Genomic DNA, 15,465 nt, shown 5'->3' with positions numbered 1-15,465 from the left:
GTTATTCCTCCATTTGTATGCGGTAAAGGCGGCTTCGGAAATCGCCCTTCCAGATCGGTAAATTAAGTCCTACATGCATGAGTTCGTCTCCCCCAAATATTTCCACACGCGTATCCTGATCTCCCGCATCATAAAGTAAATAATTGCTCTCGGGTGCAAGGCCCTTCAATCGCAATTTCCTGAGAGGTGCGTTCGGCTCTGAGAGTACTTGAAAAAAAGCGACCAAAGCTTCCTTCTTATCCTCGGAAACAAACATCCAAGCCGCGCTAGCGTTTTCAAAAGGGTTTATCAAGCGGTAAAATTCGCCGAACTGGATCACCGGCCGCAATTGTTTATAGAGTGCGACTTGTTTCTTCACGTCTTCCTTGTCCGCTTCCGTGAATGTAGTCAAATCAAGTTCGTAACCGAAGTTACCCGACATCGCCACATGCCCACGCATATCAAGCGGCGGCGTCCGATGTACTTGATGATTAGGAACTGCGGAAACATGAGCGCCCATCGTGCTGATGGGATACACGATACTCGTGCCATATTGAATTTTCAGCCGTTCAACGGCGTCCGTGTTATCACTCGTCCATGTCTGCGGCATATAGTAGAGCATCCCTGGATCGAACCGCCCTCCACCGCCAGAACAGCTTTCGAACAAAACGTTCGGAAATGCCGAAGTTATCCGTTCCATTACTTCGTATAGCCCCAGCATATAACGATGTGCCGTTTCACGTTGCCGCTCTGGCGGGAGTTGGGCAGAACCGATTTCCGTCATATTTCGGTTCATATCCCATTTCACATACGTGATGGGACTGCTCGCAAGTATATCTGTGATGACCTTCACGATGTAATCTCTGACATCTTGACGCGAATAGTCCAGGATCAACTGCTGCCGTGCTTCTGTCCTTCGCCGGCCCGGCACATGCAGACACCAGTCGGGATGTGCCCGATACAGCTCACTGTCTGGGGATACCATCTCTGGCTCAAACCATAGACCGAACTCTAGTCCATGCTGTTTCACTCGGCTTACCAAATCAGGCATGCCTTGTGGGAGTTTGTTACGATCAACGAACCAATCGCCGAGTGAGCTTTTATCATTGTCACGCTTGCCGAACCAACCATCGTCCAGTACTAGAAGCTCTAAGCCGAGCTCCTTGCCCACTCGTGCAAGCTCTTCAATTTTATTCGCATTGAAATTGAAATAAGTGGCTTCCCAGTTGTTAATGAGAATTGGCCTGTGACGATCCCGGAATTGTCCACGGCATAACCGTGTGCGATACAGCCTATGATAGGTGCGCGACATCCCGCCGAGGCCTTCGGCAGAATAAACGAGAACCGCTTCGGGCGTTTGGAAGGCTTCCCCTGGCTCCAAGAGCCAAGAGAAATCAAAGGAATTGATGCCCATCACCACACGCGTCGTTCCGTAAGGGTCCACTTCCGCTTGAGCAACAAAGTTCCCGCTGTAAACGAGGCTGAATCCGTAAACTTCGCCGTGATCTTCATCCGCTTGCTTGGAAAGCAGCACCATGAAGGGGTTCAGAGAGTGACTGCTAGCCCCCCGACGGCTTTCAATCACAGACCCACCTGTGGCAAGGGGGCGTCTTTCGATATGTCGCTCGCGCGCCCATGTGCCTGATAAATGAAGCATATCGAAATCGCTGCGAGACATATCGAGACCGAAGCTCAATGCTCGCAACAGCTTGATGGACTGATTACTCTCATTTACGAATCGAACAGACCGGGTAATGGCATCTAAATCACGAAATACCGTGTACGTGAGAATAGCCTTTAATCCGATCAATTTATCACTCAATACGATATCGATGCTCTCTGCTTCGCTCTCATCCTCCGTGTAGGTCGATGGCAGCCCCTCCAACGGTTCTTTTCCTGCGTAAATCCGGTGGGACTCATAGACGAGTTCACTGACTGTCGTGCCATCTTCCATTTGAACCTGATAGGCAGGAACTCGATAATCACTCCCCCCATATCCCGGATATTCCTGCGGTAATGTGTCCAATGACAGTGTAAGATCATCCAGATCCGTGGATGGAGAGAAAGAGCATCGACGTCTCATTGCGAGCAACCCGCCGGGATTACTGCCTCGTACTTGGCGCCCCCAATGAACATGAGCTACATATTTGGAATTGATCAGTTGCATGATATAGCTCGATGACTTCCCTTGAAGATGGAAGGTTTGCGAATTCGAATTGTACACAATCCCCATTTTGACGCGTCCCCTTTGTGCGTATTAAACCTTGAGATGCTTCCAAGCCCCGCGTTTAAACCTCAAATAAATCAGATTAGATCGGAGAAACTGATCACTTGCAACCGCACTCCATAAACCGATCATGCCCCAGTGGAAGATATAGACAAACAAGTAGCTCAGAACAACCCTGATTCCCCACACGCCAATGAATGTCGAATATAAAGGATAACGGGTATCGCCTGCTCCTCGTAGAGCGCCTCCAAGAACAAATTGCGATATTTGGGACACCTGAATGAATCCTACGATTCGAAGTGCCCAAGCCCCTTCACGAATTATCGTCTCGTCATTGGTATACAGCCTAAGGATATGCGGTGCTAACAAAATAAAAAGCGCCCCCATACAACCGGCCACGATCATGCCGTACTTGCGGACCTGCCACACATAGCGTTCAGCAAGATCGGGTTTGCTTACACCAAGGGTTTGCCCAACTAACGTTGAAGCTGCTATGGCAAAGGCAGCCCCCGGCATAAACGAGATGCCAATGACGCTCGTTACTATTTGTGTTGCCGCGACGGCAACGGTCCCCAATCCCGCACATATTTTCACAAACGTCATAATTCCTAATCGCATAATCAACTGCTCAAGACTGCTCGGAATGCCAATCCGCAGCATACGACTAATCATGGCTTTATCCAAACGACTGATCTCTGACCAGCCGATGCGGACTCTAAATCTTCCGCTGAACATGACAGCAATAAAGCAAATCATAGCTCCGGACTGAACAACCAACGTAGCTATCGCTGCGCCCGTAATCCCCATTTGCGGTAAATCGAGATGGCCGTAAATCAGCAAAAACCCGAGGGTCACATTCACGCAGCCAGCCAGCACATTGATTTTCATCGGTGTTCGGGTGTCTCCCGAGCCTCGCAGAATAGCGGATAAAGCCGACGAAATGGAGGAAAAACCGATCGAGAAAAACATGATCTTCGCATAGGGCAGTCCAACTTGAACGACCTCATCACTAGCGCCCATCAGTTGAAGCAGACTCTCCGCAAAGGTGACTCCAAGTGCCACAATAACGACAGACAGGGCTGTACCAAGCATAAGCGATTGCCCTGCCGCCAAATTCGCATCCCCCATCTTCCCCGCTCCCGTGGAGCGAGCAACGATAACGGTAGTACCCGAATTCAGCGCTGCAAACAGTACGCTCAATAATAAATACGGCTGGCTTGTTAAGCCAACAGCTGCCACGGCAACAGCCCCAAGGTGTCCGACTAGGATCATCATCACCATTTGAGTTGCGTTCATGAGCAGCATCTCCATCAAAGATGGCCCTGCCAATTTGAAAATCATCCGGCGAACAGCTTTATCATCCTGCGGATTTATGGAGGCGGATTCGCTGTATGTCGCTGCATCTGAACTCATGGCTGACCTGCCATCAGATGTTCCAACCAGGCAAATATGCTTTCGTATTGTGCAGCATCTGATCAAACAATACTTCCGCATCGTGGATATCCATATTCACTAACGGATCGTTGATAAACGCCTTGAAGGCTAAGGCTTTGTCCTTTTGAAGAGCAGCCTTCAGAATAAGCTCTTGATTCATCGTATGCTGCAGGACCAGATTATTAACTTCCATTGGAAGCTCACCCGCGTAGACCGGACGCAAGCTATTCGCAGAGAACACTGCATTCGTTTCAACAACTGCTCCCAGTGGAATACCTTTCATTTGGCCAACGTTAGGAACGTTAATATTGGTTACAAATTGCTCAAGTCCAATCAAACCTTTTAACTGCCTAACTTCTTCTTCACCTGATGTCTTAAGCGGTAGTTTCTCCTCGCCACTTAGCAGCTTCCCGTAAAAAAGCTCAGTTGCCGCATGCTTTTCAACACGACTCTGGACCGTCGTTAACCCAAACTTCCAGGATCGAACCGTCTCCGGATCTTTCAAATACCAAGGAGGCATGAACTCTGCCAAGTGGCGATCACCTGCCGCTGCAATAACCCCATAGCGCCGAAACAAATCAAACTTCACGCGGTTCGCCGCCGTATAGGTGTTCGTAACCCAGGCATCTTTGTTGTGTTCAAATCCTGAATCATAGTATTTATCTACAAACTTGCGATACATCGGAAGTAAATCCATATTGTGATACGTGGCTTGATCGATCCAAGTAAAATGGTTAATTCCCAGTACATTCACTTTCACTTGATCGCGATGAACACCTTCAATGMCTTCCATATCGCGAAGCATACGAATCAATAACCCTTGCACGCCGAAAATTTCATGACAACAGCCAATGGCTTTGATTTTGGGAAATACTTCATACAGCGTTCGCGTACAGAGCGTCATTGGGTTCGTGTAATTAAACACCCAAGCATCCGGAGAATATCGGTCGATCGCTTGAGCAATCTCCACATACATCGGGATGGTGCGAAGCGCTCTGAGCAGTCCCCCAGGTCCCGTTGTATCCCCAACGGCTTGGTAAATACCGTATTGTTCTGGCGCATGGACATCGGATTCCATTTCCTCGAAGGTGCCTGGAAGAATCGAGATAAACACAAAGTCGCATCCATTCAGCGCCTCTTGAAGCGTCGGATACGCCTTGTATGTCCACTTGGATTGCGTCTCAGGATAATCAGAAACTGAATTCCCCAGCTTTTCATTATTTTTGGCTTTCCCGTAGTCAAGATCATACAAGCGAATCGTTCCTGATAATTGACCATCCAGCGCCAAATCGGCAATCAAATTTTTAGCCCAATACATTGAGCCGCCGCCAATATAAGCGATTTGGATATCGCTGACTTTCTCATGAGCAAATTTCATGTTACGCCTCCTTCATGATGTAGAACCGCCTAGCATTAGCTACCAGTATAGAAAACAATTCCACATTAGGGGATGGCAAAAATTAAGTGGGGTTGTGATTTTTTACACTTTTGCATAAGAGAAACTAAAAAACGCCTGCCCTCTCAAGAGGACTGGCGTTACATGATGGATGCAATATCGGAACGTGAGAAGGGGAACGAGGATGCGCTATTGCGAACAATTACGTGAAATGTACATTGCAAGGGAACTACGGTACCTTATTTTGCCGAATAACACTAAAAATCACGAAAATCGAACAAATAGAGTACCTACGTTCCGCTTTGAGCCAATTTCGATCGATTTCGATTAAATAGCGCATCTAGGTTCCCTTTCACCTCGTGCTTACAGCAATCGCTGTAAGCGTAAGATCGTAAACCGGTTGCGCACGAACAGCGCATCCTGCAGCGACGCCTCCACCAGCGCAGGCTCCACGCCCAGCTGGTCCGGCGCTACAGGCCCCTGCACCGCCGCGAGCCACGCAGCAAGCTGCTCTGGCGGCGGAACCGCCCGGGCGATGCTGAGCACATCGCCCCAACAAGCCGCGATGCGCGCTTGCAGCGCACGCGCATCCCCACCCATCGCCGACGCATTCTCGGCGATGATGGCTTCGGCCATGGCCCCGTAGGCCGCCCGGATGCGTTCCGCATCCGTCTGCGCACTCGGGGCCTGCCCTGCCGCTAGGCGCGCAGCGGCCTCGTCGGCCGTGAGCTCCAGCAGCGCCTGATAGCGCTGCGCCATGAGCACGGTCGCGACGCCGACCTTCGCGCCGTGCAGCAGCGCCCGGCGGCGCTGCTGCAGAAGCACCATCTCCCAATAATGGGAGAGATGGTGCTCAGCCCCGGAGGCCGGCCGAGAGTGGCCGACCAGGAGCATGGAAAGGCCGGATAAGATCAGGCCTTCCATGAGACGGCGCATGCCCAGCTCGGTGCGCTGCGCAATCTCTTCTAGATGTGCGGTGCACAGCTCCACCGCCTCCAAGGTCAAGCGAGCACTCAGCTCGCAGTAGTGCTCATCCAGCAGCACGCGGCCGAGTGACCAGTCCGCGAGCGAGGTATGCTTGCCGAGCATGTCGCCGACGCCAGCCGCAATCATGGCTTGCGGCGCTGCAGCAAGCAGCCCCAAATCAGCGAAGATCGCCTCTGGCGCTGAGCAAGGTATCGTCATTTTGAAGCCGCGAACGATGAGTGGAGCGCCTACAGAGGCAAATCCGTCAACCGATGGTGCTGTCGGTACGGAAAGAAATGGCCGATTCGTACGATGACTAACGAAACGCACAATGTCATGGAGCGTGCCTGAACCCACGGCGATCAAAGCCTTCGATGTCAGTGACGTGTCTAACATCAACTGAACGATAGCTTCCTCGTCCGCTGMTACTTCCCCCATCTCATTCTCACGAATGACACAAGTACCAACCTTCACCTGGCCATCTTCCAATAGGGAGCGCAGCTTGTCACCAGCCACAGCGTATGTATTCGCATCCGCAACGAGCGTTATTTCTTCATAGCCCGCTTCTCTCACATAATCAACAACATTAGCTAAAGCATCTCGTTCTATAACAATACGGCGAATCGGAATCTCATGCTTTTGCCCGCAGGCGCACGCAAAGCTTTTACCCAACCACTCATTTAACAACTCACTCATATCTCTCATCTCCTAACCTGTACGTACAAGTTATTCTCTCACCTATTCTAGCGCAACCTATGCTATAATAAAAGCCATTCTATCAGACTTTTTGCACGAAAAGAGGAGAACGAGCCCCTCATGCCGATCCAGACCGAAACCGAGCTGTATGCACCGATTAAACACTTCTTCGAGCAGCGTGGCTATACCGTCCGTGGCGAAGTTAAGCACTGTGATTTAGTCGCAATTCGAGGCGATGAGCCCCCGGTTATTGTTGAATTAAAAAAAAGCTTTAATATCCCGCTCCTCGTCCAAGGAATTGAACGGCTGCGGCTAACGCAAGACGTCTATGTAGCCTTCGAGCTGCCGAACAAAGGAAAAGCCCCCCACCGCTTACAATGGGAGGATATTCGTCGACTTTGTCGCATGCTTGGGCTCGGCGTATTGACAGTCCAATTCTACAAACGCAAACAGCCCACAGTCGATCTCGTCTGTGAGCCTACTCCTTATACTTTACGCCCCAACAAGAGGGCTTCCGGCAAGTTAATGACGGAATTCAATGAGCGCAGCGGCGACTATAATGTTGGCGGTAGTTCTCAGCAGAAACTTATGACCGCATACCGAGAGAAATCGTTGCACTGCGCATATCTAATGCAGCAGCACGGTCCACTCAGTCCACGCAAGCTGCGCGAGATGACCAGCAATATGAACGTGAGCTCACTTCTGCAGCAAAACTACTATCGTTGGTTTGTCCGACAAAGCCGAGGCATCTATCATCTTACCCCCACTGGCGAGAAAGCCTTAGTAGAGTATGCACACGTAGTTACTGCTTTCCCAACGATAACCATCCCTTAGTCTTTACCTTAATTATCTATACAGATTAAACCAGAGTTTCTCCGTTATGAAAATAGAGTTGTGCCATCACCTTAATAGCCTTCAGAATCGGATTTAGAGAAAAATAAAGTTATCTCACAACGCTATTTACAATAATTAAGCGATTATCACCTTATTTTTCCCAATAGAGTTGTGGTATCAACTTATTTCTCGAAATGACCGGAAATAGTGACCCTAAGACCGAATCACAACCCGATGAACATTCGCCTCTTCATTCATTCTTAGCAACGCCTTGTTGATCCAAATGGCCGCCTGTGAGCCTTCCCCCATCGCGATCGTCACTTGCTCCGCATGGACGCCGACATCGCCAGCCGCCCAGACGAAAGGAACACTCGTCATTTTACTGCGAGGATCGGTCATCACATGCCGATTCTCCATGCGTTCTGCACCAAGCTGACGAGCCAAATCCGACTTCACTTCATTCCCACCGAAAGCGATAAAGCCTCGTTCTGCTTCCAGCCGTCTGCCATCTTTAAGCACAACTCCCTGGAATCGTCCGGGCGAATCCACCACAACCTCATCCAGATCTTCCGTCAAATAAGTAATGCCTTTGTTCTTCATTTCCATAAGAAGCTCACTTTTCACGGCCCGATTTTGGTGATTCACATACGTCATTTGCTCGGTTCGATGACGGAGTTTAATCGCCATAGCTGCCCCTGTATCACCTGAGCCCATCACTAGCGTATTGCGATCCTTGATCTCATATCCGTCGCAGTCGGGGCACACGTATACGGTTAACCCCAAGCATTCTTTCAGGTTCGGGAGTTCAGGCATCCGGTCCAATAAGCCAGTCGCCAGCAGAAGCGTCCTCGCTTCATAGCCTCGGCCACTTTTTCCCCATAGCTCGAAGCCGTCACCGATTCTTCCTTTGGCGACAGCCTGCACAATTTCATCTTGGACAAAAGCTACCCCTAATCGCTCAGCTTGCAGCCTGCCTAATTGGCGCAGTTCATCCCCCGATACTCCATCGGGCCAACCTAGAATATTATGATAGCTCCTGCACAGGGTCGAACGTCCGTAACCTGCATCAACCACAAGTACTTTGTGCTCATATCTGCCTAATTGAATCGCCGCTTGAAGCCCTGCAATGCCTCCTCCGACGATCAGAATATCTACTTTCTCCATCTGCACAATGCCCCTCTTCTCCAATTCACTACCATCTAGGATAACCGAATTGTAGGCCTCTAATCCTTACCAAGGTAGTCACTTTTGATCACGAAGCATTCCAAGAAGCGTATTCGACATCGAATATTGAATTCAGCCGGAAATTCCGGTGCTCACGTAGCTTCCACTACGCTCCGCTCCTCATTTCCTATCTTCTTTCAATCTTCTCGGTGCTGAAAACTGGACTTGTTGAACTTGCACTTATTTCCCTATCGATTCTTAATCGACCAGATCAAACCAAATTGCGTCAAAGCGGCCAGCAGCAGGATCCATGGAATAAGACCGCCATCCAAATCGCTCCCAAAGGTAATCAGAACGAGAATGGAAATAACCCGCCCCACATTTAAGAAAAATTCCCGCACGACCACGCTTTCTACCTTTAATTCCCCCTTAAGAGGAAGCCTCGCAATAAGGCTGTAATAGTACCCTGTCATAGTATTCCCTTGCAGCGGTGCAAAGATGGAGTACAGAATCATAAAGCCGACCACAGACCACACATTTAAACTTCCTATAATACAGGAGACCCCAACGAGATAACCCACAGTCGAAATGGTCAAATACATCCTTGCCCTGCCCGCATTCGCGTACTTCGAAATAAAGATCCCCATGACAATACTTAGACTCGAATAGAGGACACCTAGGTAACCAACCAAATCTTCCCGCGGCAGTACTTTGAATAAAAGGATGTTAGGTAGAAACAACATCGTGCCCTGTAGCAAGCCCATTCCGAAGAAGCCAAGCAGCGCATTCGACCACTCTTGCTTTTTCTTCATAATGAGCCCCGTATATTTCAAATAATACACACGGTGATGTCCGCTTGACGCCTTAATTTTCAAAGAGATTAACGCGGCCAATAGAAACATGAAGAAAGCAATGGAGAAGACGATGGTGTATCCGCTTAACCCTTCTTTCATTCGAATGATGAAACCAGCAAGTGCTGGCCCTGCAAGCGTAGCCGCTGTGAAAAACATCATATTGAAAGCGAGATAGCGAATACGGTTCTGCTCCGTCGACACATCATACATCAAAGTTAAATAACCGACCCAGTAGAAGCTGCTAGCCAGTCCATTAAATATGGCAAAAAGCACGTAATAATCAACAAGCCGTTCCCCAGCAATGCTCACACTTAAATAGAAGAGACCAACCAGTACAATACCCAGTCGGTACGCTACCATACGGTCCTTCTTCTTAATCATATAACCGCCAATGGCGAACCCAATCGGTGTTAAGATGTACACGATTATGTTGTAGGTTCCATTCACGACAACACTATGCGTTAACCGCCACAAATATAAATTGAGAAACACCCCTGACATGGAAGCACCAAATTGAAAAATGGAATGAATAACTAAAGAAATGACTGCTTCTCGTGATAGTCTTTTCTCAAGTGGCAGCGCATTCCCTCTGCCCTGCAGCCAAGCTCTGATATTAAGATTCATGGTAAACCTCCAGTCCTCTTCATTGTAACAGCCATTTCCACATCTGTTAAACAGCAAAAAGCCTCAGCATTGGCGCTGAGGCTTGACGTACGTCTAGATTCGGGTTACTTCTTAAGGCTATCCCATGTTTTCTGGAATTCTTCCAACATTTGATCCTTCGTATACTTCTTAGCAACATAACCTTGCATGATATCGCCGAATTTCTTACTGGAAGCTTCTCCACCTGGGAATTTGAACCAGTTCCAGCTCAATGTTTTGCCAGCTTTGCTGTAAGCGATAATGTCTGCTGCTAATGGTCCAAGTACTTTCTCGTCAGCAGGAATGGATTTGAAAGCAGGGATAAACTTGAATTCATCTGTGATATATTTCTTACCGATATCGGAGGTAACCATCCAGTTCAGGAATTTCTTAGCTTCGTCTTTAACTGCAGAGTTTTTGTTGACTACCCAGTTATTCGGTACACCTACGAACAATTTGTCGTTAGCTGTTGCATCATCGTTGATCGGCATTGGCAAGAAGCCAATTTTGATGTCAGGGTTTGTTTTGGTAATTTGAACTTGTGTCCAGTTACCTTGTTGCGTCATTGCCGCTTTCCCCGTAGCGAAATCCGTTACTTGTGTATTGTAGTCGGTTTGCAGCGGGTTTTTGTTGCCATATTGCAATTGCAAGTCGAACAATTTCACCCATTGGTTGAACACTTCGTTGCCTGGAATTTTCGCTGTACCTTTATTCAAGCCATCGATGAACGCATTCGGATCCTTTTGATAAGCAAATGGAAGGTTCACGAAATGGTTTCCAAGTACCCACCACTCGGCATAGCCTGTTTCAAAAGGAGTGATACCCGCATCTTTCAGCTTTTTAGCCGCTGCTTCTAATTGAGAGAACGTTTTTGGAAGCTCTGTGATGCCGGCTTTGGCAAACAAATCTTTATTGTATTGGAAGCCATATCCTTCAAGGTTAAGTGGTTGACCGTATAGCTTTCCACCCTTTGTCATTGGCTCTTTCGCAACGTCAACAAGATCTTTCACCCATGGTTGATCGGATAGATCTTCCAAGTTATCGATCCATTTATCTAGGTCTGTGAAACCACCGTTGTTGAAAATATCCGGTTTGTCACCTGCGTTAAACTTCGCAAGAAGCGCCGCGCCGTAGTCAGCTCCACCGCCGACAGTGTCGACTTGGATTTTGACATTCGGATTCAACTTCTGATATTCTTGCACCATTTTACCAAGCTGGTCTGCGATCTCAACTTTGAATTGGAAGATTTTAATGGTAACTGGCTTGCCGCTAGCAGCAGGCGTTGTTGTCGCTGTTGATGTACCCGTAGTTGGAGCAGGACTTGCTGTCTCGTCTTTTTTCCCGCAACCAGCTGCTAGTACGGATAAGGATAATACTGCTGCCACTGAAACCATTGTTAATTTTTTCATGTAGGTAATGCCTCCCTTTAACTTGTTTCTTCATTTAAACTCGCTTACTTATTCTTGCCTTGCTTCCTTACATGATTCATTGTAAACACTTACATCCTGGCTTAACACCGAGTATATTGAACATAAAGGTGGAATATCTTGAACATATTTGCAATTATGTCACCCTTTTACTGAACCCGCTGTAATCCCTTCTACGATGTGCTTCTGCAAGAACAAGAAGAAAATGACGATCGGCAATACGCTTAGTGTTAACCCAGCAAGCGCTAAATCCCATTGTTTCGTATATTGTCCAAAGAACGAGAAAGTAGCAAGCGGAATGGTCCGCAGCTCTGGATTACCAAGTACGAGAGATGGAAGTAGATAGTCATTCCAAATCCATAAGCTGTTCAAGATGATGATGGTAATCGACATTGGCTTGAGCAGTGGAAATACAATTTTCCAAAACACACCGTACGCTGAGCTGCCATCAACTTTGGCTGATTCCTCAATTTCGAGTGGAATGGATTTAATAAATCCATGGTACAAGAACACATTTAAGGAAACGCCGAATCCATAATAACATGCTACCAATCCCAGCTTACTATCCATAAAGCCAACTTGGCTCGCTACGCGAACTAGTGGAATCATGATCGACTGGAATGGAATAACCATGGCTGCAACGAAAGCTAAGAAAACAAGATTATTGAATTTACTTGCCCTTCTCACCATGCGATACGCCGCCATTGAGGAAATGACTACGAGTCCTACATTACTCAAAACAGTAATGAACAAAGAGTTGAAGAACGCCTTCGGGAACTTCATGATGCTCCATACTTTGGTGTAGTTATCTAGATATAGAGAGCTTGGCAGCTTCGCCGTATTCGCTGCTAATTCAGGGAACGTTTTTAAGGAATTCGCGATGACGAAGTAGAACGGAATCAAGAAGAGTAAGGCAACTAGAATGCCAAGAACTTCAAGAGCAAATAAGCGACCTGTATACTTTTTGACGGAAGCCATTAGACCTCAACCTCCTTGCGCTTGGTGTACATCACTTGGATGGTTGAAATGATGGCAACCACGATGAAGAATACGAGAGCTTTGGCCGTACCTAAACCATACCGATTGTTACGGAAAGCTTCTTGATAAATATTGATGGAAACCGACTCTGTGGAATTGAACGGTCCGCCTTTCGTCAAGGAGAAGTTCAAGTCAAAGATTTTGAATGACCACGAAATCGTCAAGAACAAGCACACGGTGACGGCTGGCATGATGAGCGGAACGATGATGCTTCGTAATACTTGCATGCGGGATGCGCCATCAATATACGCTGCCTCGAGCATATCCTTTGGCACATTCGACAAGGCCGCTATGTAAATAATCATGAGATATCCAGCGCCCTGCCACACACTAACGATTACGATCGCCCAGAAAGCGGTCGGTGAATCACCTAACCAAGGCAATTCGAAGAAACCGATATGCGTGAGACTGCCAAGGGTTGCAAACCCTTTTACAAAGATAAACTGCCAGATAAATCCAAGCAATAAACCACCGATTACATTCGGCATAAAAAAGATTGTACGTAATACATTCCTCGTTTTCAGCGATTGCGTGAGCAATAACGCCAATAAGAAGCCTACAAGATTCGTCAGAATCACGTTCGTCACGGTCAATCGAGAAGTAAAGTTAAAGGCATTGCGATAGTCCTTATCATGGAATAGAATTTGTTTGAAGTTCTCCAGTCCATTGAAGGTCACTTTCGTTGTTACGCCATTCCATTCGGTAAACGAATAATAAATGCTCATCAGAAATGGAATCAAGACCACGATGCCAAAAAAGACTAACGCAGGTCCGATAAATACCCATTGCTGAAGCCATCCGGAAAGCATTCTTTTTGTTTTCACTGGGAAGTCCCCCTTACCATTCTGCTACTATACCCCAAGTATAGAGTGCCGCAGTACCCCAAAACACAGACGATCGTGACCCATTAGGTGGAATTTGTTGACCTCTCCTGCTACAATGTAGGGGAAAATCCCATTATAGAAACCGAGCTGATGAAGTCTGATACGACACAGTATTCGTAATAAATTGATCTTATTTCTGCTAATTGCCACTCTTGTGCCTTTCCTTACCTCCCTTGGCGTCTCCTATTTCTTCACCAAACAGAAGGTGACAGAAGATACGCTGACTAACAATTCCGCCCTGCTCTCACAAGGTAAAACGAACCTCGTGAACTATCTGGATGGGGTGGTTCAAGCCTCCTCCACCATTTACACAGGTAGGAATATAGCTGAGCTTGGCCAATTTTATGAGATCATTCAAACGCAGTCGGAGATTAATTATCAGAGCGATAAAGTGATCAAAAGCGGTTTGCAGGTCATGTCACATTCGGTTAAAGAAATCAAACAAATTTACCTGTATGCCGCTGTTAGCAACAGTTCTTTTCTTACCCACAATGACATTCAAGTAAGCATGGCTGGTAAATATGAGGGACTGCAGCCGTTCCCTGCGGGCAAGCTTGTGTATTTCGAAATCAAACATCAGAACAATTTGTATGGCATGTCACTCTCTGCATATTCTAACCCAACACCCGTTATTTCTATGCACCGTAATATCATGTACTCACCTAGTAATCAATCCATTGGTGAGCTTATTATTGATTTGAATTTGGACCTCGTTTCTAATATTTCTCAAGGCTTATTCACCCATAATCAAGAGGAACTTTACATTTTAGATGAAACGGGACGTATCGTTTTCGGTCCTGATCCAAGCAAGTGGGGACTTCAATTAGATGATAATTGGGGGGATGAAGCTGTTCACAGTACCCTTGACAAGGGGAGCTATGAATGGTCGAAAGGTGCTTTTGCAGGGATTAATATGTATGAGAAAATGCGTACAGACTATTTGAACTGGACGATTGTAAAGCGTCTTCCGTATGAGCAGCTCACCAAGAACGCTCGCCAATTGACTTTCATTAACGCTCTCATTCTGTCATTTTCGATGCTCATTGTTATGGCTGGCACGGTCTATATTAGCATTCGTTTTACAGCTCCAATCAAACAACTGATTCGTTACATTACACGCATTCAAACGGGACAAGCTGGACTAGGTGATCATCAGAGCGACATTGAGTTGACCAGATCCGATGAGATGGGGATACTTGCGAACCGTTTCCATGGACTTATGCAGGATTTGAATCAAATGGTGATGCGCGAATATCGGTTAGAACTAGCGAATAAATCGAATCAGTTGATGGCGCTTCAGGCGCAAATTAATCCGCATTTTCTGAATAATGCCTTACAATCGATCGGAACATTGGCCCTGCAGCATGAAGCACCTAAGATCTACACCCTCATTAATTCGTTAGCTAAAATGATGCATTACAGCATGAACACGAACGAATCTGTCGTTCCTCTTCGCAAAGAAATTGATCATATTAAAGCGTATTTGGAGCTGCAGAAGCAGCGTTTTGAACACCAATTTGATATTGTCTATGCGATTGAAGAGGGGACTGGGACCATTTCTATTCCTAAAATGATTCTTCAACCGCTTGTCGAAAATTATTTCAAGCATGGTTTTAAACCTAGCCAGTCGCAAGACGTCGGTCTGTTGCACATCGAATCAGAGAAGCTGACTACCCCTGAAGGAGACTACTTGAAGCTTACCGTGGCGGACAATGGTATAGGGGTGACAGATCAACGGCTCCATGAGGTCCGAAGTCGACTGAAAGCATCATCCGTTGCTGATGATTCCTATATCGGTTTACGTAACGTCCTAACGCGTATCCAGCTCTATTTTAATGATGAGGCAACTTTGGAGATTGACCATGTTCATCCCCAAGGCGTGCGGATTGTCATCCATATTCCGATGAAAAAGGGGGTTACCTGA

General features: G+C 47.2%; 11 protein-coding genes. 2 read left to right on the top strand and 9 right to left on the bottom strand.

Annotation, left to right across the window (positions count from 1 at the left end; all coding sequences use genetic code 11):
* Position 1 precedes the first annotated feature (1 nt).
* The 4 genes from AC1DLM_RS21950 to AC1DLM_RS21935 form a co-directional block, all read right to left on the bottom strand.
* Complete coding sequence (locus AC1DLM_RS21950) at positions 2-2,212, bottom strand: alpha-galactosidase (protein ID WP_477571186.1); 2,211 nt, start codon at positions 2,210-2,212, stop codon at positions 2-4.
* A 24-nt stretch (positions 2,213-2,236) separates the two neighbouring features.
* Positions 2,237-3,619, bottom strand: a complete 1,383-nt coding sequence (locus tag AC1DLM_RS21945) for an MATE family efflux transporter (protein WP_441991128.1) — start codon at positions 3,617-3,619, stop codon at positions 2,237-2,239.
* A 13-nt stretch (positions 3,620-3,632) separates the two neighbouring features.
* A complete protein-coding gene (locus AC1DLM_RS21940; RefSeq protein WP_477571185.1) occupies positions 3,633-5,018 on the bottom strand; it encodes a family 4 glycosyl hydrolase in 1,386 nt (461 codons plus the stop codon).
* 381 nt (positions 5,019-5,399) lie between these two features.
* Entirely contained in the window at positions 5,400-6,698 is a 1,299-nt protein-coding gene (locus tag AC1DLM_RS21935) for a sn-glycerol-1-phosphate dehydrogenase (protein WP_477571184.1), read from the bottom strand.
* Positions 6,699-6,818: 120 nt separating this feature from the next.
* On the opposite strand from AC1DLM_RS21935, the gene AC1DLM_RS21930 reads away from it, so the two are divergent.
* A complete protein-coding gene (locus tag AC1DLM_RS21930) occupies positions 6,819-7,532 on the top strand; it encodes a DUF2161 domain-containing phosphodiesterase (protein WP_477571183.1) in 714 nt (237 codons plus the stop codon).
* Positions 7,533-7,745: 213 nt separating this feature from the next.
* Here the strand turns inward: AC1DLM_RS21930 and AC1DLM_RS21925 are convergent, their stop codons facing one another.
* From AC1DLM_RS21925 to AC1DLM_RS21905, 5 genes are all read right to left on the bottom strand, one after another.
* Positions 7,746-8,696: an NAD(P)/FAD-dependent oxidoreductase gene (locus AC1DLM_RS21925; protein ID WP_477571182.1), complete on the bottom strand. Its 951-nt coding sequence runs from the start codon at positions 8,694-8,696 to the stop codon at positions 7,746-7,748.
* 248 nt (positions 8,697-8,944) lie between these two features.
* Complete coding sequence (locus tag AC1DLM_RS21920) at positions 8,945-10,174, bottom strand: MFS transporter (protein WP_477571181.1); 1,230 nt, start codon at positions 10,172-10,174, stop codon at positions 8,945-8,947.
* Between the two features lie 104 nt (positions 10,175-10,278).
* Complete coding sequence (locus AC1DLM_RS21915; protein ID WP_441991122.1) at positions 10,279-11,601, bottom strand: ABC transporter substrate-binding protein; 1,323 nt, start codon at positions 11,599-11,601, stop codon at positions 10,279-10,281.
* 159 nt (positions 11,602-11,760) lie between these two features.
* The gene (locus tag AC1DLM_RS21910) at positions 11,761-12,597 is read right to left on the bottom strand and encodes a carbohydrate ABC transporter permease (RefSeq protein WP_056624650.1); all 837 of its coding nucleotides are present in this window, start codon (positions 12,595-12,597) and stop codon (positions 11,761-11,763) included.
* The gene (locus tag AC1DLM_RS21905; RefSeq protein ID WP_477571202.1) at positions 12,597-13,466 is read right to left on the bottom strand and encodes a carbohydrate ABC transporter permease; all 870 of its coding nucleotides are present in this window, start codon (positions 13,464-13,466) and stop codon (positions 12,597-12,599) included. The genes AC1DLM_RS21910 and AC1DLM_RS21905 overlap by 1 nt, the downstream gene beginning before the upstream one ends.
* Before the next feature lie 199 nt (positions 13,467-13,665).
* Here AC1DLM_RS21905 and AC1DLM_RS21900 point away from each other — a divergent pair, with 199 nt between their 5' ends.
* Positions 13,666-15,465 carry a cache domain-containing sensor histidine kinase gene (locus tag AC1DLM_RS21900; protein WP_477571180.1) on the top strand — a complete coding sequence of 600 codons (1,800 nt, stop codon included), beginning with the start codon at positions 13,666-13,668 and terminating at the stop codon, positions 15,463-15,465.

The organism is Paenibacillus sp. 01T442, from assembly GCF_056398345.1.
The sequence above is the reverse complement of the archived record's forward strand: the minus strand, read 5'-3'. Positions and strand labels throughout refer to the sequence as shown.

Excerpts from the sequence above, each read along its gene's own strand:
- AC1DLM_RS21950 (WP_477571186.1), bottom strand. The coding sequence starts at position 2,212 with ATGGGGATTGTGTACAATTCGAATTCGCAAACCTTCCATCTTCAAGGG.
- AC1DLM_RS21945 (WP_441991128.1), bottom strand. The coding sequence starts at position 3,619 with ATGAGTTCAGATGCAGCGACATACAGCGAATCCGCCTCCATAAATCCG.
- AC1DLM_RS21930 (WP_477571183.1), top strand. The coding sequence starts at position 6,819 with ATGCCGATCCAGACCGAAACCGAGCTGTATGCACCGATTAAACACTTC.
- AC1DLM_RS21925 (WP_477571182.1), bottom strand. The coding sequence starts at position 8,696 with ATGGAGAAAGTAGATATTCTGATCGTCGGAGGAGGCATTGCAGGGCTT.
- AC1DLM_RS21920 (WP_477571181.1), bottom strand. The coding sequence starts at position 10,174 with ATGAATCTTAATATCAGAGCTTGGCTGCAGGGCAGAGGGAATGCGCTG.
- AC1DLM_RS21915 (WP_441991122.1), bottom strand. The coding sequence starts at position 11,601 with ATGAAAAAATTAACAATGGTTTCAGTGGCAGCAGTATTATCCTTATCC.
- AC1DLM_RS21910 (WP_056624650.1), bottom strand. The coding sequence starts at position 12,597 with ATGGCTTCCGTCAAAAAGTATACAGGTCGCTTATTTGCTCTTGAAGTT.
- AC1DLM_RS21905 (WP_477571202.1), bottom strand. The coding sequence starts at position 13,466 with ATGCTTTCCGGATGGCTTCAGCAATGGGTATTTATCGGACCTGCGTTA.